21 protein-coding genes and 1 tRNA gene are annotated in these 18,182 nt (G+C 60.6%); 7 read left to right on the top strand and 15 right to left on the bottom strand.

Annotation, left to right across the window (positions count from 1 at the left end):
* Positions 1–25: 25 nt before the first annotated feature.
* On the top strand, positions 26–511 hold the full coding sequence (gene bfr / locus H4I97_RS17835) for a bacterioferritin (protein ID WP_148154367.1): 486 nt from the start codon (positions 26–28) through the stop codon (positions 509–511).
* A gap of 36 nt (positions 512–547) precedes the next feature.
* Here the strand turns inward: bfr and H4I97_RS17840 are convergent, their stop codons facing one another.
* The 14 genes from H4I97_RS17840 to rplU form a co-directional block, all read right to left on the bottom strand.
* Complete coding sequence (locus tag H4I97_RS17840; RefSeq protein ID WP_182305918.1) at positions 548–1,066, bottom strand: RNA pyrophosphohydrolase; 519 nt, start codon at positions 1,064–1,066, stop codon at positions 548–550.
* Positions 1,067–1,084: 18 nt separating this feature from the next.
* A complete protein-coding gene (locus tag H4I97_RS17845; RefSeq protein ID WP_244658679.1) occupies positions 1,085–2,272 on the bottom strand; it encodes a divergent polysaccharide deacetylase family protein in 1,188 nt (395 codons plus the stop codon).
* A 64-nt stretch (positions 2,273–2,336) separates the two neighbouring features.
* Positions 2,337–3,659: a S41 family peptidase gene (locus H4I97_RS17850; RefSeq protein ID WP_182305919.1), complete on the bottom strand. Its 1,323-nt coding sequence runs from the start codon at positions 3,657–3,659 to the stop codon at positions 2,337–2,339.
* Positions 3,649–5,034 (bottom strand): murein hydrolase activator EnvC family protein, encoded by a 1,386-nt coding sequence (locus H4I97_RS17855; RefSeq protein ID WP_182307710.1) that lies wholly within the window; start codon positions 5,032–5,034, stop codon positions 3,649–3,651. The genes H4I97_RS17850 and H4I97_RS17855 overlap by 11 nt, the downstream gene beginning before the upstream one ends.
* A gap of 150 nt (positions 5,035–5,184) precedes the next feature.
* Entirely contained in the window at positions 5,185–5,667 is a 483-nt protein-coding gene (gene rlmH / locus H4I97_RS17860) for a 23S rRNA (pseudouridine(1915)-N(3))-methyltransferase RlmH (RefSeq protein ID WP_182305920.1), read from the bottom strand.
* Positions 5,668–5,761: 94 nt separating this feature from the next.
* On the bottom strand, positions 5,762–6,247 hold the full coding sequence (rsfS, locus tag H4I97_RS17865; protein WP_182307711.1) for a ribosome silencing factor: 486 nt from the start codon (positions 6,245–6,247) through the stop codon (positions 5,762–5,764).
* A gap of 36 nt (positions 6,248–6,283) precedes the next feature.
* A complete protein-coding gene (locus tag H4I97_RS17870; protein ID WP_182307712.1) occupies positions 6,284–6,871 on the bottom strand; it encodes a nicotinate-nucleotide adenylyltransferase in 588 nt (195 codons plus the stop codon).
* A gap of 37 nt (positions 6,872–6,908) precedes the next feature.
* Positions 6,909–8,192 (bottom strand): glutamate-5-semialdehyde dehydrogenase, encoded by a 1,284-nt coding sequence (locus H4I97_RS17875; RefSeq protein ID WP_182305921.1) that lies wholly within the window; start codon positions 8,190–8,192, stop codon positions 6,909–6,911.
* Positions 8,185–9,363, bottom strand: a complete 1,179-nt coding sequence (proB, locus tag H4I97_RS17880) for a glutamate 5-kinase (RefSeq protein WP_182305922.1) — start codon at positions 9,361–9,363, stop codon at positions 8,185–8,187. Before proB ends, H4I97_RS17875 begins: the two co-directional genes overlap by 8 nt.
* Complete coding sequence (obgE, locus tag H4I97_RS17885; protein WP_182305923.1) at positions 9,360–10,427, bottom strand: GTPase ObgE; 1,068 nt, start codon at positions 10,425–10,427, stop codon at positions 9,360–9,362. The genes proB and obgE overlap by 4 nt, the downstream gene beginning before the upstream one ends.
* 185 nt (positions 10,428–10,612) lie before the next feature.
* A complete protein-coding gene (locus H4I97_RS17890; RefSeq protein WP_182305924.1) occupies positions 10,613–11,191 on the bottom strand; it encodes a GNAT family N-acetyltransferase in 579 nt (192 codons plus the stop codon).
* Complete coding sequence (locus H4I97_RS17895) at positions 11,188–11,823, bottom strand: GNAT family N-acetyltransferase (protein ID WP_182305925.1); 636 nt, start codon at positions 11,821–11,823, stop codon at positions 11,188–11,190. Before H4I97_RS17895 ends, H4I97_RS17890 begins: the two co-directional genes overlap by 4 nt.
* A gap of 141 nt (positions 11,824–11,964) precedes the next feature.
* Positions 11,965–12,237: a 50S ribosomal protein L27 gene (gene rpmA, locus H4I97_RS17900; RefSeq protein WP_182305926.1), complete on the bottom strand. Its 273-nt coding sequence runs from the start codon at positions 12,235–12,237 to the stop codon at positions 11,965–11,967.
* A 35-nt stretch (positions 12,238–12,272) separates the two neighbouring features.
* Positions 12,273–12,587, bottom strand: a complete 315-nt coding sequence (rplU, locus tag H4I97_RS17905) for a 50S ribosomal protein L21 (protein ID WP_182305927.1) — start codon at positions 12,585–12,587, stop codon at positions 12,273–12,275.
* A 298-nt stretch (positions 12,588–12,885) separates the two neighbouring features.
* Here rplU and H4I97_RS17910 point away from each other — a divergent pair.
* From H4I97_RS17910 to H4I97_RS17930, 5 genes are all read left to right on the top strand, one after another.
* A tRNA-Ser gene (locus H4I97_RS17910) sits at positions 12,886–12,975 on the top strand.
* Between the two features lie 219 nt (positions 12,976–13,194).
* On the top strand, positions 13,195–14,817 hold the full coding sequence (gene abc-f, locus H4I97_RS17915) for a ribosomal protection-like ABC-F family protein (protein WP_182305928.1): 1,623 nt from the start codon (positions 13,195–13,197) through the stop codon (positions 14,815–14,817).
* Positions 14,818–14,986: 169 nt separating this feature from the next.
* Entirely contained in the window at positions 14,987–15,520 is a 534-nt protein-coding gene (locus tag H4I97_RS17920) for a DUF992 domain-containing protein (protein WP_182305929.1), read from the top strand.
* Positions 15,521–15,676: 156 nt separating this feature from the next.
* On the top strand, positions 15,677–16,288 hold the full coding sequence (locus H4I97_RS17925) for a GNAT family N-acetyltransferase (RefSeq protein ID WP_182305930.1): 612 nt from the start codon (positions 15,677–15,679) through the stop codon (positions 16,286–16,288).
* Positions 16,289–16,324: 36 nt separating this feature from the next.
* Positions 16,325–16,783 (top strand): OsmC family protein, encoded by a 459-nt coding sequence (locus tag H4I97_RS17930; RefSeq protein ID WP_182305931.1) that lies wholly within the window; start codon positions 16,325–16,327, stop codon positions 16,781–16,783.
* Between the two features lie 15 nt (positions 16,784–16,798).
* Here H4I97_RS17930 and H4I97_RS17935 read toward each other — a convergent pair whose 3' ends face one another.
* Complete coding sequence (locus H4I97_RS17935; protein WP_182305932.1) at positions 16,799–17,554, bottom strand: SDR family NAD(P)-dependent oxidoreductase; 756 nt, start codon at positions 17,552–17,554, stop codon at positions 16,799–16,801.
* A 311-nt stretch (positions 17,555–17,865) separates the two neighbouring features.
* Between H4I97_RS17935 and H4I97_RS17940 the strand changes: the two genes are divergently transcribed.
* Positions 17,866–18,027, top strand: coding sequence for a hypothetical protein (locus H4I97_RS17940; protein ID WP_182305933.1), 162 nt, complete (start codon positions 17,866–17,868; stop codon positions 18,025–18,027).
* The last annotated feature ends 155 nt before the right edge of the window (positions 18,028–18,182 follow it).

Consider the following 18,182-nt stretch of genomic DNA (forward strand, 5'->3'; position numbering starts at 1 on the left):
CACGAAGAAAGAAGGAGAGCGGACCTTGAAAGGCGACACAGGAGTCATCGAGCGGCTTAACGAGGCCCTCTTCCTCGAACTCGGTGCAGTCAATCAGTATTGGCTTCACTACCGTCTTCTCGAAGACTGGGGCTACACAAAGCTTGCGAAAAAGGAGCGCGCCGAATCCATCGAGGAAATGCATCATGCGGATAAGCTGGTTGCCCGCATCATTTTTCTCGAAGGTCATCCCAACCTCCAGTCGGTTGCGCCGTTACGGATCGGGCAAACCGTCAAGGAAGTCCTGGAGGCAGACCTTGCCGGTGAATATGACGCCCGCACTTCCTACAAAAAGTCTCGTGATATCTGTCATCAGGCCGGCGATTACGTCACCATGGCGCTTTTCGAGGAGCTCCTTGCCGACGAAGAAGGCCACATTGACTTTCTCGAAACCCAGCTGGATCTCCTGAGCAAGCTCGGAGAGGAGCGCTACGGCCTCCTGAACTCGAATTCAGCCGACTCGGCGGAGTGACGCTGGCAAACGCCCGCAAATATGCGGGCGTCATCCTCAGTCAGCCAGATGGCGAAATTCCGCGATCACCTGATCATAGACCGCCCGTTTGAAGGGAACGATCAGGTCCGGTAATTCTCGCATGGGTTTCCATGCCCAGGCATCGAATTCAGGATGATGACCGCCGGGTGGCGGGTTGATGGCGATCTCATGCTCATCTCCCTCGAAGCGGAAGGCGAACCAACGCTGCGTCTGGCCCCGGTACTTTCCCCTGAGCGCCACGCCGATCAATTGTGGGGGGAGGTCGTAGTTGATCCAGCGACCTGCCTCTGCCAACAGAGACACGGATCTCATTCCGGTTTCTTCGTAAAGCTCCCGTACTGCGGCACTCAGAGCATCCTCGCCGTTGTCAATTCCACCCTGCGGCATCTGCCAAAGCTTCGGGGAACCGTCGAATTCCGAATTTTCCGCCGGAATGCGACGTCCGACCCATACGAGCCCCTCTCGGTTGAGAACCATGACCCCGACGCAAGGACGATAAGGCAGGTCTTCGCCTCGAACTGTCCGTTCATTCATGTGAGGCATGTCGATCCTTCACGGCTGAGGGTTTTCCGCCAGCGCCGAGATCGCTACGATCTCGATGCCGCGACGTGATGCTTCTTCGCTCCACTGCCGAACGGCGTCAATCGTCTCGTCAAATGCCGAGCCGACACCGATGGCACTTCCCTTCCGCAGCGCGACGCGCTCCAGTTCATCCAGGCGGTGCAGAATCGCCTGCTGATCAAGTTGGCCGTCTATTTGGGTATCGGCGAAAGCCTGAGGCATTCCTATCGCCTTTGCTATCTGACCGCTAAGCGAGCGAGCGGATGATCCGTCATCGAAGAACAGTAAGCCACGCTTGCCGATATCGCGCATCACGGGTTCGAGCGCATTGGCGTCCGCAAGGAACCTGCCGCCCATATAGTTCATGATCCCCGTGTAGTTGGTGATGCTCGCCATCGCCTGGTGAAGATTGGCCATGTTGGTGTCCGGTTTGGCCGTGGTCAGAAGTGTGCCGGGTCCCGGATCGTTGCCCGGATAATCGAAGGGTTCAAGCGGCACCTGCAGCAGAATTTCGTGGCCGTCTCGCCGCGCCTCCTGCATCCACCGCTGGAGACTGTTGCCCGTGGCCGCAAATGCAAACGTAATTTCCCCCGGAAGCTCCCGAATGGCTCGCTGCGTGCCCGTTTGGCTCAGGCCCAGGCCCCCGACGACGATCGCGATCCGCGTACCTCTGGCTCCTGACCATGGCCGCGCATACTGATCAATTGGCCGCAGCCCGTCGGGTCCGACTGTCGGTAGCCGTCCTTGGGGACTGTCTTCAAGAAGGTGGTCGTTCGGCGTTCCTGCCATGCGCGGGTCCTGCCCGACGCGAGGCGTGTCGATCAGCAGCGGTCCGCTGTTACCGCGCGCCTTCGGGCTGTACTTTGTTACAACCGTCCCATTGTCGGTCACCGTCCGCTCTACATTGGCGCCGGCCGCCGGTCGCGTTGCAGCCAATCCGGCGCCATCCGTCACCTGCCGGGTGATCTCGCCTGCTGCTTCTCGGCTGGGTGCCGCGGAAGACGTCAGATTGGGCGTAGAATCACGCAGCGGCAGCGGCGTCAGTGCGGAAAACAGAGACAGACCAAGAACGATAGAGACGCCCGCGAAACTTCCGATTGCTCGCCAGGAAAAAGTCATCACCCTGCGGGGACGGCGCCGCTCACCCTGTCCCAGCGGCTTATGCAGGTCAGTCCCCAATGTCTTCTTCCGTCCCCTCACGCGGCAGAAAAACGGGCGCCGGAGTTCTCCGGCGCCCACTCATTTACTTGGCAACGACTGCCTTTTCAGGATCCGCCGGGAACGACGGGTCCGTCTTATTGCCGCGCAGCAGGTCCAGAGCATAGTTCAGCTGAACGTCGTCCTTTGCTTCCGGCGGCACATAGGCAAACGAACCGGAACCTTCGTCGGTCTCGTTCTGCCCCTGGATATGCCCAGGCAGAGCCGATTCACCTTCCGCCCGGACGCGACCCTTCAGATCTTCCGGCAGGGGCTGCTCTACCTTGATGTCGGGCTGGATGCCGGTGCCCTGTATCGACTTGCCTGACGGGGTGTAGTAGAGCGCAGTCGTCAGACGCAGTGCGCCTTTTTCGCCCATCGGAATGATCGTTTGCACGGAACCCTTGCCGAACGACCGGGTACCGAGGACCGTGGCACGCTTCAGATCCTGCAGCGCGCCTGCCACGATCTCCGAAGCCGATGCAGAGCCGCCGTTCACCAGTACGATGACCGGCTTGCCGTCGGTGAGGTCGCCTGCGCTGGCATTGAAGCGGCGCGTATCATCCGCGTTTCGGCTGCGCGTGGAGACCACTTCTCCCTTTTCGAGGAATGCGTCGGAGACGTAGATCGCCTGATCCAGAAGACCACCCGGATTCAGCCGAAGGTCCAGAACATAGCCCTTCAGTTTGTCGGCCGGAACTTCCTTCTTGATCTTTGTGATCGCCGCTTCGAGGTCGTCATAGGTCTTCTCCGTAAAGGAGATCACCCGAAGATAGCCGACGTCCCCTTCGACGCGCGACTTGACGGCCTTGACCGCGATAATCTCGCGCATAATGTTGAACTCGAGAGGCTTGTCAGCGCCCTTGCGCAAGACCGTTAGCTTGATGGGTGTGTTGACCGCACCCCGCATCTTTTCGACGGCCTCTTCCAGCTTCAAACCGCGCACAGGTTCGCCGTTGATCTCGGAGATAAAATCACCGGCCAGAATACCGGCACGTGCGCCCGGCGTGTCGTCGATCGGCGTGATGACCTTTACGAGCTCATCTTCCATGGTGACTTCGATACCGATGCCGCCGAATTCACCCTTGGTCTGGGTCTGCATATCGGCGGCATCCTTGGCATTCATGTAGCTCGAATGCGGATCAAGCGAGCTCAGCATGCCATTGATGGCGTTTTCGACCAGTTTTTCTTCGTCCGGCGGCGTGACGTATTGCGCGCGGACGCGCTCGAAAACGTCGCCGAAAATCGCCAGTTCCTTGTAGGTGGAAGACCCGGCGGCCTGCGCGGGAACACCGGCCGAGTAAATGACGCCCATCGCCGTCGCGCCCATCAACGCCCCGACGAGAAGAAGTGAAACCCTACGTACCATTCTGTGCCTTTCCAGAGTCCTGACCAGTCCACCAGGGACGGGAATCAACAGGTTTTCCGTCTTTCCTGAATTCAATGTAAAGCGTCGGGCGATCGGTTTCCAGCGTCAATGCCGTGGCGCTCGCCAGTCTCTTCTCGCCCATCGTTCCGATGGGCTCGCCGGAGAGGACGAACTTGCCTTGACTGGTACTGACCTCGTCCATCCCGGAGAGGACGACATGATAGCCGTCGCCCGTATTCAGAATGATCATCTGTCCGTAGCTTCGGAACTCGCCGGCAAACACGACCCAACCGTCGGACGGCGCCGTCACCAATGATCCCGGAGCCGCAGCAATTGTCACGCCCATTGCCGTGTGGCCGGTCCCATCCGGATCGCCGAAACGGCGGAGCATTTCCCCCGCTACCGGTAGCTCAAGTTTGCTCTTCAGTTCGGAGAACGGATATGCCGGGGCAATACGGTTTTTGTCGGGCAGGCTTTCAGCGAGCTCGCGCGCTTTTTGCCGCTGTTCCTCTGTTTGCAGACGACGACGTTCCTCCTCCTGCCTTGCCTTCTCGGCGGCCTCGCGGACAGACGTGATCTCGCCCTCGAGAGAGGTGATGAGCTGTTCGAGATTGGACGCCTTCTCTGCCAGTTGTTCGGAATGCTGGCGTTCCGTCGCAAGTTCGTCTGCGCGGGAGCGCGAGAGCCGTTCGTTTGCGTTCAGGAGAAGGTCCATCCGGCGCTCCTCCTCCTGTCGGCTCGCCATCGTCGTAACCAGCGCCTCCTTTTCTGCGCTGATCTTTTTCCTCAGATCTGCCAACTCCTGCAGATCCGTCGCCAGTTCCTCCGTTTCCTTGCGGATGCCGGGAACGACCGCGCCGAGGAGGATCGCGGTTCGTACCGAGGCAAGGGCATCCTCGGGACTGACGAGCAGGGCAGGGGGCGGATTCCTTCCCATTCGTTGCAAAGCCGCCAATACCTCAGCCAGCACCGCGCGTCGCTCGCGGAACGAACGACGGATTTCGTCCTCCCGAACGCCGAACCCGGCGAGCTTCGCTTCGCTGTCGTTGATCTTTTTCTCCAGCTCCTTTCGGCGTTCCGCAGATTCGATCAACGCGGATCGCAAGTCCACTGCATCCTTCTTGAGCGCGGCGATGTCAGCCTCAAGTTCGGCAGCTTTCTCTTCCGAGAGATGGATGGTCCGGGAAAGGTCCTGGAGCTCCCGACTGACTTCGTCCCGCTTCTGGCGCAAAGCAAGATCGGGCGCAGCTTCCGACGCATGATCGGCGGATGAAGCAGCGCCGCTCCCGACCGAATCCTGTGCGAGTGCGCGACCGCTACCGTGTGCCGGAAACAGACCGAGGACCAACGCGACGACACAGGCCGGAAGAAGCATGTGGTGGCTTCCGTCCGGACTTGTTGAGGCAGACTGTGTGCGGATTTCGTGCTGCAAGTCGCTTTCCCGATGTTGTCCGGAAAATAAGCTGATTTGCCCGGGCGCGCAAAGGCGCAACTACAATCGGACGTCACGTCCGCAGCCAGCGGCTCACGCCCGGTGGTAGGGATGACCGGAAAGGATCGTGACCGCACGGTAGAGTTGCTCGGCGATGAGGATGCGCACGAGCTGATGCGGCCAGGTCATGCGGCCGAGATTGAGAACGGCGTCGGCCTTCCCATGAAGATCAGGATCGACGCCATCGGCGCCGCCGATCAGGATCACCAAGTCTCGCTGGCCGCGATCTCGGTACTTTCCTAGAAGATCTGCGAATTGCTCGCTGTCGAGTGCCTTTCCGTGCTCATCGAGTACGACCAGCATCGATCCGGTCGGCATCGCCTTCATGAGCTCTGCGGCTTCCTCGCGTTTGCGCGTCGCTGCGTTAGACGCACGACTTTCAGCGATTTCGACAGTGCGGGCGAACTCTAGCCCGGTGGCGGGACCTGCCTTGGCAAAGCGTTCGAGATAACGGGCTGCAAGTTCCTTTTCCGGGCCGGCTTTCAGTCGCCCGACGGCAAAGATGCCAATACGCATGTCCCTATTCCATTGATTGGCCACAAGGACCAGTAGTGGCAACCTTGGGAGTTGCCACTCAATCGGCACAGCGGATACCGGTGTTATCCGTCTGTTAGTGTAGCTTGCCTTCCTCCATTTCCGGAGCCGCCCACATCTTTTCGATGTTGTAAAACTCGCGGATTTCTGGACGGAAGACGTGTACGATGACATCACCAGCGTCGATGAGCACCCAATCACCCGTATCGAGGCCTTCCACGCGGGGGCTACCGAAGCCCTCGTCCTTCAGGTCCGAAATGAGATGCTCGCAGATCGCGACGACATGGCGGGTCGAACGCCCGGAGGCGACTAACATGTAATCGCCGAGCGCTGACTTTCCAGCAATGTTGATGGTGACGATGTCTTCTGCTTTCGAGTCCTCGAGACTTGCAAGGACCTGCTCGAGAGCGCGGGCCACGGCAAATGCGCCACGTTCCGTGCTCTTTGGGACGACAACCGGTGTGCGTCCCTTGGTGTGTACTGTTGTCAGAGTCTTTCCTTTCTTTGAAGAACAGCACGTTGCTTTCTGCCAGACTCGGCAGATGCCCCCAAAAGGTGGCATCAAATCCGCGATCTTTCAAGAGTTGCGCTGCAAATGCTATCCCCCGGTCATCTCCCGTAACGCTGTGGAACTGAGAGAAGAGCGTGGCCCGTGAATGAACGTCCAGGCCGGCGGCTCATTCTTCCAGAGAACGGCCGCGTCGTCCTCGTCGATGCGCGCCCGGGAAAAAGTGCGGGCCATCTTCGATGAGAGATAGGAAAGCGTCGCGCCCGGCCGATCGATGATGGCGATCGGGAAGGTCGTTGCAATTCTCCGCCAATGCTGCCAGCGGTGAAAGCTCTTCAGATTGTCCGCGCCCATGATCCAGACGAAATTCACTTGTGGGTTGCGGCGCTTCACGAAAGCCAGCGTCTCCGCCGTGTAGCTGGTTCCGAGCGTCTGCTCGAACGCGGTGACTTTAATGCGCGGATCCCGCACCAATGCCTCGCAAAGTTCCAGCCGATGGCTCAACGGAGGGAGCGCAGTGCGATTCTTCAGAGGATTGCCGGGGGTGACGATCCACCACAATTGGTGCAGGCCGAGGCGCCGAAGCGCGATCTCCGCGACCAGAAGATGTCCTTCATGCGGGGGATTGAACGATCCGCCGAACAGTCCGATGACCATGCCGGGCTCCACGTGCGGCATGAACCGGTAGCGGTGGGCGATCGCCTCTTCTCGCACGTCAGGGCCTGACCTGGCCGGCGCCGTGAACCCGGTACTTGAACGATGTCAGCTGTTCCACGCCGACGGGACCTCGGGCGTGCATCTTTCCGGTGGCAATCCCGATCTCCGCCCCCATCCCGAACTCGCCGCCATCGGCGAACTGGGTAGAGGCGTTATGCAGGAGGATCGCCGAATCAACTTCGTTAAAGAACCGTTCAACAGCCGTTAGATCTTCAGCAAGAATGGCTTCCGTATGATTGGACGAATACTTCGCGATGTGACCGATGGCACCGTCCACTCCATCGACCAGCGTGACAGCGATCACGGCGTCGAGATATTCCGTCCGCCAATCCTCTTCCGTGGCAGATTTGGCTTCGGGAAAGACCGCCTGCACCTCGGGCGAGGCGCGAAGCTCGCAGCCGGCCTGCGCCAGCGCTTCCAAAATGGGCGCAAGGTGAGTCCCCACGGCGGCTCGATCAATCAGAAGGGTTTCCGCCGCTCCGCAGATGCCGGTGCGCCGCATCTTCGAGTTGAGCACGACCTTTTTGGCCATCTCAAGGTCAGCGGAGCGGTCGACGTAAACATGGCAGAGGCCCTCTAGGTGCGCGAAGACGGGTACGCGGGCTTCCGACTGGACGCGCGCCACGAGGCTCTTGCCGCCCCGCGGCACGATCACGTCGATCGCACCGCCGAGGCCGGTCAGCATGGCGCCGACCGCGGCACGATCCGTTACGGGAACGAGCTGGATGGCGTCGGTAGGCAGGTCCGCCTTTTCGAGACCCTTCACAAGGCAGGCATGGATCGCACGTGAGGAATGAACCGAATCCGATCCGCCGCGCAGGATGACCGCGTTGCCTGCCTTCAGGCAGAGCGCGCCGGCGTCGGCAGTGACGTTTGGACGGCTTTCGTAAATTACGCCGATTATGCCGAGTGGCGTGCGCACACGCTCTATCTTGAGGCCGTTCGGACGCTCCCAGGCGGCAATAACTTCGCCGACGGGATCTTTCAGCTCTGCGATGTCGCGAATTCCGCGCGCAATGGCCGCAACCCGGCCTGGATCGAGCGTCAGGCGATCCATGAAGGAACCCGTCAGGCCTGAAGCCCTCCCGTTCTCAACGTCAACAGCATTGGCCGCAAGTATCACGTCCGTGCTGTCGAGGATCGCCTGTGCCATGGCGTGCAATGCACGGTTCTTCTGTTCTGTCGTCGCGATCGCAAGCGGCCGGGCTGCCGCTTTGGCGCGAGAGCCGATATCGAGCATCAGCGCTTGAACATCGTCAGACGTGGCAACTGCGTCAAGCATTGGCCTTATCCTTGTTCTCCATGGAGCCTTCGACCTTCTTGCGCGTTACGCCGGTGATCACCAGGTCGTCCCGGTGAATCATGGCGGCGCGACCGGCATAGCCGAGAATCTCCTCGATCTCGCCGGACTTTCTGCCCGTGATCCTGCGAGCCTCATCGGCATCGTAAGATACCAGTCCGCGAGCGATCTCCCGGCCCTGTTCTCCGATGACGCTTACTGTGTCGCCACGGCTGAACTGGCCGACGATCTTTTTTACGCCTGCCGGCAGAAGGCTCTTACCGGCGCGAAGCGCCGTCTGCGCGCCCGCATCGACGTGCAGCTCGCCCGCAGCTTGAAGATGTCCGGCGATCCAGGTCTTGCGCGCCGTCACCGGCGCTGGTGAGGGGGCGAACCAGGAATGACGCGCACCCTCAACGATCGCGCGGATCGGATTGTCCGTCGTGCCGGACGCGATGATCATCGCGCAGCCCGCGGCAGTGGCGATCTTTCCGGCATCGATCTTGGTGCGCATTCCGCCGCGTGAAAGCTCCGAGGCGGCGCCTCCCGCCATTGCCTCGATCTCCGGAGTTATATCCGCAACCGTTTCGAGAAAGCGCGCGTTCGCGTCGAGATGGGGCGGCGCGGTATAAAGGCCATCAATATCGGAGAGCAGAATCAGAAGATCGGCTCCAGCCATGGTGGCGACGCGAGCGGCCAGCCGGTCGTTGTCGCCATAGCGGATCTCGGTGGTTGCAACCGTGTCGTTCTCGTTGATGATCGGGACTGCGCCGATCTTCAAGAGCTGGTTGATAGTGGCGCGGGCGTTGAGATAACGCCGCCGTTCCTCCGTGTCACCGAGCGTCAACAGGATCTGGCCGGCCACGATTGAGGATCGTGACAGGCTCTCCGACCAAGCGCGTGCGAGAGAAATCTGTCCCACCGCTGCGGCTGCCTGGCTCTCCTCAAGCTTCAACGCGCCGGACGGCAGGTCGAGAACGGTTCGGCCGAGTGCAATGGCGCCGGAAGAGACGACGAGTACGTCAAGACCCTTCGCCTTCAGGTCAGCGATATCCTGGCAAATCGCGTTCAGCCACGAGGATTTTAGGCCGCTCTTGCGATCGACGAGCAAAGCGGAGCCAATCTTGATGACGATGCGATGGTACTGCGACAGGGATCTTTCGCCGGTCGTCATTGATCGTCGTCCTCGGCTAGCCCCTCGTGTTTGCGCTTCTTGTAGGGACGTTCGGGGATGTCCGTTTCGGAGTTGCCATCGCCCGCGACGACATCTCTCAGCGCGCGTAGCGCCTCGGTCATTCCTTTGCCGGTCACAGCCGATAGCAGCAAAGGCGTCTTGCCGGATGCGCGTTTGAGCGCCGCCGCCTTCTTCTTCAGCTCGGAATCGTCCAGCACGTCGATTTGCGAGAGCGCTACAATCTCGGGCTTCTCGACGAGACCCCCACCATAGGCCTCGAGCTCGTGCTTGACCGTCTTGTATGCCTTGCCGACATTTTCCTCCTGCGCCGAAACGAGGTGCAGGAGCACACGGGTTCGCTCGACATGCCCGAGGAAACGGTCGCCGATGCCGACACCCTCATGCGCTCCCTCGATCAGGCCCGGAATGTCGGCGAGGACGAATTCCCGCCCGTCAACGGTTGCCACACCGAGGTTCGGATGAAGTGTCGTGAACGGATAGTTGGCGATCTTCGGCCGCGCACGGGTACAAGTTGCCAGGAATGTGGACTTTCCGGCATTTGGAAGTCCGACAAGGCCTACGTCGGCGATGAGCTTCAGCCGCAGCCAGATAGTCTTTTCTTCGCCCTCGAGGCCTGGATTGGCCCAGTTGGGCGCCTGGTTGGTCGACGACTTGAAATGCGCGTTGCCGAACCCGCCATTGCCGCCGGCGGCCAGCCGAAAGCGCTGACCTTCTCGCACAATGTCGACGATCAGCGTCTCGTTGTCTTCCTCGAAGATCTGCGTGCCGACGGGAACCTTCAAGGTGACGTCGCCGCCGTTGGCGCCGGTGCGGTTGCGGCCCATGCCGTGCTGCCCGGTCTTCGCCTTGAAATGTTGCTGGTAGCGGAAGTCGATCAGCGTGTTGAGGCCGTTGACGGCTTCGACCCAGACATCGCCGCCACGTCCGCCGTCGCCGCCGTCGGGGCCGCCGAATTCGATGAATTTCTCGCGCCGGAATGAAACGCTGCCGGCACCACCGTCGCCGGACCGAATGTAGACTTTTGTTTCGTCGAGAAATTTCATCGCACTGCCATGGATCAACTGTCAGAGTGGGCGGATTTTTGCGCCATCGATATAGGCCGTTTGTCCAGAGGTCAAAGAGTATCGCGAAGTTCGCGACTTACAACACTTCGTTTGTCAACGTCCCTGCGGCCCGGGATCAACGGTTGCCGGCGGCAGATGTCGCCGGCAACCTCGTTCTGATTGCTTTAAGGGCGCCGTGGTCGGCGGAAATCCATGGGAGCGAGCCTGGTTTCGATATGAGACACCATCGCTCCGCGGGCACGACTGTACACATCTCCGCTCCGCATGATCGAGAAGCCGACCTTCTGCTGAATTTTGAGCGATGCCGTGTTGTCCGCGAACGCGCCGGAATGGATGATCGCCTCGGGCATGCGCCGATAGAAACGATCAATCCCGGCCGCGACCGCCTCGCTCATGATGCCTCTTCCCCAGAAGTAACGGTTCAGCCAGTAGCCGAGGTGCCATCGCCCATTTCTAAGCTCGATGGCAACCGCCCCGATATGCACATCGTCGCCCGTGGTGATGGCAAATGACCAGTCGGGTGTCGTAATGGCTCCGGTGCGGTTCAGCCAATCGGTGGCGTCCTGCAGGTCGAACGGCACGGGAACCCGCGCCAGCATCCGCGCGACTTGAAAATCGCCAAGAGAATCGGCAATCGCGGGGGCATCGCTCATCTTGTGCGGGCGCAGCACCAACTGCCCGGTACGAACGACCGGGCAGGGGCCGGGAAGCGAGGACACTTCTCTGGGGAGCAGCGCGTTCATCGCATTTCTCCCCAGCTCTTCAGAGACATCCAGGTCTTCCGATCCAGCCGGTACCACTCGACCGGCACCATGCCGCCGAGCGCAAGACTGCCGACCATTCCGGATCCCTGGAACTGAAACCCGCACTTCTGGATCACGCGCCGGGACGCGATGTTCGTCACGCGGCAGCGAGCGTCGATGAAACGGATTTCCCGGGTTCGGAAGGCCATGTCTATGAGCGCATGTGCCGCTTCGGTGGCATAGCCCTGATTCCAGTACGGCTGGCCGAGCCAGTAGCCGATCTCTAGCGTCTCGGGGTCATCCTGATGCGGCTCCAGTCCGCAGCAACCGAGGAAGGCACCGTTCTCCGTCTTCGTAATCGCGTAGACGCACTTGCCGATCTCGCCGAGATTGGAGCGTCGCACGAAGTCGGCGGCGTCTTTTGCCGTATAGGGATGAGGCATCCGCGACACCATGGTCGCGACGGCGGCGTTGTTGGCGAGATGGGAAAGGGCGTCGATGTCTTCTTCGTGGGGCGCGCGCATGACGAGCCGCTGAGACAACAGGACAGGGCAATCGCTCCTTAACCGCTCCGGCCTCAGCCGATCCTTGGGCGACCGGTACTGGTCGTCCCTTAAAAACTCACTTTGCATGGTTCAGTCCTCCTTGGAGTTTAAAAAGCGCAAAAGAAAAGGGGAGTTGGGTGGCGCCCCATCTCCCCTTTTTGGCTTTTTCTGAACCTGCTAAGTCCAGCCGGGTCGATGCGACGCCGGCTGTTTTAGAGCGTTACCGGCTTATTCCGCTGCTTCTGCCGTTTTCGGCATCACCGACACGTACACGCGGCCATTGGCCTTGGTACGGTAGGCGACATTACCGGCGGCGAGTGCAAAGATGGTATGGTCCTTGCCCATGCCGACGTTGGCGCCGGGATGCCACTGCGTACCGCGCTGACGAACGATAATGTTGCCAGGAATGACGACTTCGCCGCCGAACTTCTTCACGCCAAGGCGCTTGGATTCAGAATCGCGACCGTTGCGCGAGGAACCGCCAGCTTTTTTGTGTGCCATTGGACTTCTCCTTTAACCTAAGTACCCGTGAACCGTTAAGCCGCAACGATGTCCGTGATGCGGACGACCGTGTGATGCTGGCGATGGCCGCGCGAACGCTTGGAGTTCTGGCGACGGCGCTTCTTGAAGGCGATGACCTTCTTGCCGCGGTTCTGCTCGACAACTTCCGCCTTGACGCTGGCGCCCTTCACGAAGGGAGCACCGATCTTGGCGTCGGCGCCTTCGCCGATCACGAGGACTTCGGTGAATTCGATCTTGTCGCCAGCGGCGGCTTCCAGCTTTTCGATGGTCAGCACGTCATTGGCTGCAACGCGGTACTGTTTACCGCCGGTCTTGATGACTGCGAACATTTTTTATCCTTTCATGTTCGTTCCGGCTCTGCCCTACGGGACGGCCGTCTTTTTGCCAGTCGGATGGAGCGGGCTCGTTCGGCTCAGGAAGAGCCGTTCGTGCCTGCCGGCGAACTCTGCCCAAAGGGCTAGAGAAATCAAGGCACAGTTAGCCCATACCTAATTCACGGTTCGCATACGTGAGGCGCAAAAGGCTGTCAAGACAAAAGCACTGGGCGATTTGATATTCACCCTTGTCAGCCCGAGCTTTCGTCGCTATGAGACAGCCCGCGCACAAATCGCGCCGACCAATGTGACCGGAGAGGTGGCTGAGTGGTCGAAAGCACCGCACTCGAAATGCGGCATACGGGCAACCGTATCGTGGGTTCGAATCCCACCCTCTCCGCCAGTCTGCAAGCCCTTGGTAATCCGGTTTCCCAAAAGTAGGTCCCATTCTCGGCTGGTTATCGCAGGCATGCCTAACGCCGCGCTATAATGTCAACGCACGCATCGTGGTCGCTGATCCGCTCCGCTTTCTCTGCCGGGAGGCGATAAGGCGCGGATCCCTGGGTGACAGTGGCGCGAGCGCGTGGCATAGCGCTGCCCACACAATGAGGCCGTCTTTCCCATGATCCGTATCGACAATATTAGCAAGTCCAACAGTCACCGCATTCTCTATATCGAAGCCTCGGCAGCGCTGAACCGCGGCGAGAAGATCGGTCTCGTCGGACCGAACGGAGCGGGGAAGACGACGCTCTTTCGAATGATTACCGGCGAGGAGCTGCCCGACGAGGGGCAGGTCTCCGTCGAGAAGGGTGTCACGATCGGCTATTTCGACCAGGATGTCGGCGAGATGACAGGACGATCGGCCGTAGCCGAGGTGATGGATGGCGCGGGACCGGTCAGCGTCGTGGCGGCGGAGCTTCGCCTGCTGGAAGCCGCGATGTCGGATCCGGACCGCATGGATGAAATGGACGCGATCATTGAGCGCTATGGCGAGGTGCAGGCGCGCTACGAGGAACTCGATGGTTATGCGCTGGAGGGGCGCGCCCGCGAGGTTCTGGCGGGACTGAGCTTCAGCCAGGAGATGATGGATGGCGACGTCGCCAATCTGTCGGGCGGCTGGAAGATGCGTGTGGCGCTTGCCCGTATCCTTTTGATGCGCCCGGACGTCATGCTGCTCGACGAGCCGAGCAACCATCTCGATCTCGAAAGCCTCATCTGGCTGGAGGAATTCCTGAAAAGCTATGACGGTGCGCTGTTGATGACATCCCATGACCGGGAATTCATGAACCGGATCGTTAACAAGATCATCGAGATCGATGGCGGCGCGCTGACGACCTATGCCGGCGATTACGGCTTCTATGAAGAACAGCGAGCGCTGAACGAGAAGCAACAGCAGGCGCAGTTCGAGCGTCAGCAGGCGATGCTGGCGAAGGAGATCAAGTTCATCGAGCGTTTCAAGGCCCGCGCCTCTCATGCCTCACAGGTTCAGAGCCGAGTGAAAAAGCTCGAAAAGATCGACCGCGTCGAACCCCCTCGTCGGCGTCAGACGGTCGCCTTCGAATTTCTGCCCGCACCGCGTTCCGGCGAAGACGTGATCAATCTCAAGAACGTCCACAAGGCCTACGGCAGCCGGACGATATATGACGGCCTCGACTTCATGGTGCGGCGGCGTGAACGCTGGTGCATCATGGGCATCAACGGCGCCGGCAAGTCGACGTTACTCAAGCTGGTCGCCGGCTCTGCCGAGCCGGACAAGGGGAATGTCTCGCTCGGCGCCGGCGTCAAGCTCGGCTATTTCGCCCAGCATGCCATGGATCTGCTCGTCGGCGACAGCACCATACTGCAATGGCTGGCGGAGCGTTTTCCTAAGGCCGGGCAAGCGCCGCTTCGGGCGCTCGCGGGCTGTTTCGGTTTTTCGGGCGATGACGTCGAGAAGCGGTGCCGCATACTTTCGGGCGGCGAGAAGGCCCGGCTGGTGATGGCGGCTATGCTGTTCGACCCGCCGAATCTCCTTGTTCTCGACGAGCCGACCAACCACCTCGATCTCGATACGAAGGAGATGCTGATCAAGGCACTCTCGGCTTACGAGGGTACAATGCTGTTCGTCTCCCACGATCGCCGGTTCCTGTCGGCCCTTTCCAATCGTGTGCTGGAACTCACACCGGACGGCATCCACCAATACGGCGGGGGGTATGCCGAATACGTCGAACGCACTGGACAGGAGGCGCCGGGCCTACGCATTTGACCAGATACGTCCGGCCGGAGGATTGCGTCCCAGCCTCACTATTTCGTGTATCGCCGTGCGGCGGCGTAGAGGATCATTCTTTCGCCATAGGCATTTCCCAACACTGTTCGGCTGCTTCGGCCTGGGACCCACCCAAGGGGCATCGAAGCTATCAATAGGAGTGACAGGGATGCAGAAGATTCTTGCCGCGGCACTCGCCGCCTTGCCGGTTGCGATGAGCGCGGGTTCCGCGATTTCGGCGGATGCGATCGTGCGATCCGAGCCCGCGCCGACATTTCGTGACAACGGGCCGGCCGGCGGCGTCCGGATCGGCTATCTTGACTGCAGCATCGGCGGGGGCGTCGGCTACGTGCTGGGCTCCGCCAAGGACGTGGAATGCGTCTTCACGTCCGCGATCGGGAGTGAGCCGCTCGACCGTTACGTCGGCGTGGTGCGCAAGATGGGCATCGACGTCGGCTTCACGACACGCAGCCGGCTGGTCTGGGCGGTCTTTGCCCCCACAGCCGGATATCACCTTGGCTCACTCGGCGGTCTCTACCAGGGAGCCACAGCCGAGGCGACTGTCGGCGCGGGTATCGGAGCGAACATTCTCGTCGGCGGCACGTCCGGGTCCATTCATCTGCAAACGATCAGCCTGACCGGACAACTCGGGCTCAATCTTGCAGCGACCGGCACCTCCGTCACGTTGACGCCGGCCGGTTGAACGAAGCAGCGGTGAGGATCGCCACCGCCTTTGTTAGCGAACAGGTTGGATGTCGCAGGCGGAACGGCCTCGCATCGAAATCCTCCTTGAGGTGCGGCGGAAGGTAATCTAGCGTCTGACGCTCTTCTGACGTCGCTTCCTTGGAGAGAGGTCCCGGTGATCATCCGTCCAGCCCACGAGGACGATCTCGATGCGGTCTACGGCATTTGTCTCGTCACCGGCGATTCTGGCCGTGACGCATCGGGCCTCTATTCTGATCCCCGGTTGATCGGCCATATCTACGCGGCGCCCTACGTGCTGTTGGCGCCGCATCTCGCATTCGTTGTTGCTGATGAGGAGGGTGTTGCTGGCTACGTCGTCGGCACCGAAGATGCCCGGTCGTGGGAGAGGCGTCTGGAACAGGCGTGGTGGCCTTCTTTACGGCGAAGATATGTCGACCCAGACGTGTCCCGTCGCTCTGCTTGGACTCCTGACCAGTGTCTGGCTCATCTCCTCCATCACCCGAAGGCAGATCCCGCCGTCGTGTGCGGAAGCTATCCTGCACACCTGCACATGAACGTTCTGCCAAGGCTGCAGGGGCAAGGCGTCGGATTTGCGCTTTTGGACCGCTGGATCGTCGCGGCGGCGTCGTGCGGCGTGCGCGCGGCACACGTCGGTGTCAGTCCTGCAAATATCAGAGGTGCCCGCTTCTGGACACGCGCGGGATTTGCAGAGCTGCAAGCGCCGCAAGACGGAAACGATGCCTTGTGGCTCGGACGCCTGATATAGACCTTCTCACGACCCACGAGGTGAGGACGTAACGGCATGAACAGTGCAGCGACGACCAAGATACGGCCGACGGGCGCGATTGCCACCATGGGGCGCACCGGCTTTCCGCATGTCGTGTCGGAGACGGGTGGTGTGATCGATGTCAGGACCGGAGCCGCAGAGGCGGGCTTCAATCCGCTGGACCTACTCTACGCTTCACTGTCGGCATGCCTGGCGATGAGCGCCCGCATTGCGGCGAGCAGGCTCGGTATGCTGCATCGCCTCACGAGCGTCACTGTGCGTGTCACGGGCTCAAAGGCGCCGGACGAACCTTCCCGCCTTGCGCGGTTCGACATCGAATTCGAAATAGCCGGCGACTTCGATAAAGCGACGAGAGACGAAATCGCTCGTCTTGCCGAGGGCGAAATCTGCACCGTGAGCAACACCATCAAGGGGCAGCCGGAATTCACGGTCACGGTCGCCGGCGCCGACAGATGTCACGACGCGGGAGCATGATCGCTTGGCGGCCTCTCAAATGGAGCCAGCTTCGACCATGTAGCTGCCGGCGGTGCACATGCGCGCATCGTCGGAGGCGAGAAAGAGAACCATGCGCGCGACATAGACTGGGTCTATCAAATCCGGAAGGCACTGGCGGCGGCGATGCGCCTCAAGCTTTTCCGGCGTTGCCCACAGCTCCTTCTGCCGGTCGGTCATGATCCAGCCGGGGACGACGGCATTGACGCGGATGCGATATTGGCCGAGCTCGCGGGCCATCGTGCGAGTCAATCCGTGCACTGCGGCTTTGGCCGTCGCATAGGCCGGAAATCCGTCTGCCGCTTCCCACCAGCTGTTGGAACCCAGGTTGATGATCGAGCCGCCGCCAAGTTCGATCATGTCCGGGGCGACCGCCTGAATGGCAAAGAACTGATGCCGCAGATTGGTATTCATCCGGTCATCCCAGTATTCGGGCGAGAGATCGCGCCATCCATGCCGGTCGTCGCGTGCCGCATTGTTGACGAGAGCTGATGCCGGACCAAGACGCCGGCGGAGCGCGGCGCAGGCGACCTTGAGTGCGGTGACGTCCCTCAAGTCACAAATCTCGTAGTCGATCTGTCCCGCTTCTGACGCCAACCTGGCGCTGGCTTGCGCGTCGAGATCGATGAAACCGACGCGGCACCCCTGTGCTGCGAAAGCGCGAACGATTTCGGCGCCGATGCCAGAGGCGCCGCCGGTCACAAGAGCCGTCTTGCCGGCAAGGCTGGGATAGGTTGCGAAGGCGTTGGTCATGTGTGTCTCCGGTTCTGTTCTCGCGTACGGCAGAGTGTTGTCGGTTTCTGGCTCACTTTGGGGAGGGTACCGTGGAGGCTCGTGATCCTCAGCAAACGACTTCCGTCTGTTTCCTCCAGCTCGTTGCAGTTTCCGTCATCCCGGCGCCTCATAGGCCTTCCATACCAGTGGTCGGTGATTCGTGCCCGTCAGCGCCATTCGAAGCGCCGCCAGATTTGCAGCTCTCCGCCGGGCTCAAGCTTTGCGCAAGCGAATTCTCTTACAGATGAAGGATCAGCCGGGATGTCGTCCGGCCTCAAGGGGACAATGATATGTCGAACGAAGCCGATCACTTCTACCATCGCCAGGACCGCGACGTACAAATCCTCATCGCCGAAAACAGGGGTGATGAGCTGACCGATATCCTCGTGGACGCGCTGTACGATGCATTCCGCATCCTGCGGGACGAGGCGGAAGGCGAAACGCTGCACTAAATCCGGTGGGCTGACTTTTCAATATCGCCTTCTGCCATTGTGGTCCAACCCTGTCCGCAGATCGCGTTGGTTCGTCGAATGCCATGGACATTCAGCTTTGCCTGCATCATGCCGTTTTTCGGATGCTAGACTTTGCGCGATGATTCGCATCGTGC

Origin of the sequence: Ciceribacter thiooxidans (assembly GCF_014126615.1) — a bacterium.
Classification (GTDB): Bacteria; Pseudomonadota; Alphaproteobacteria; order Rhizobiales; family Rhizobiaceae; genus Allorhizobium; species Allorhizobium thiooxidans.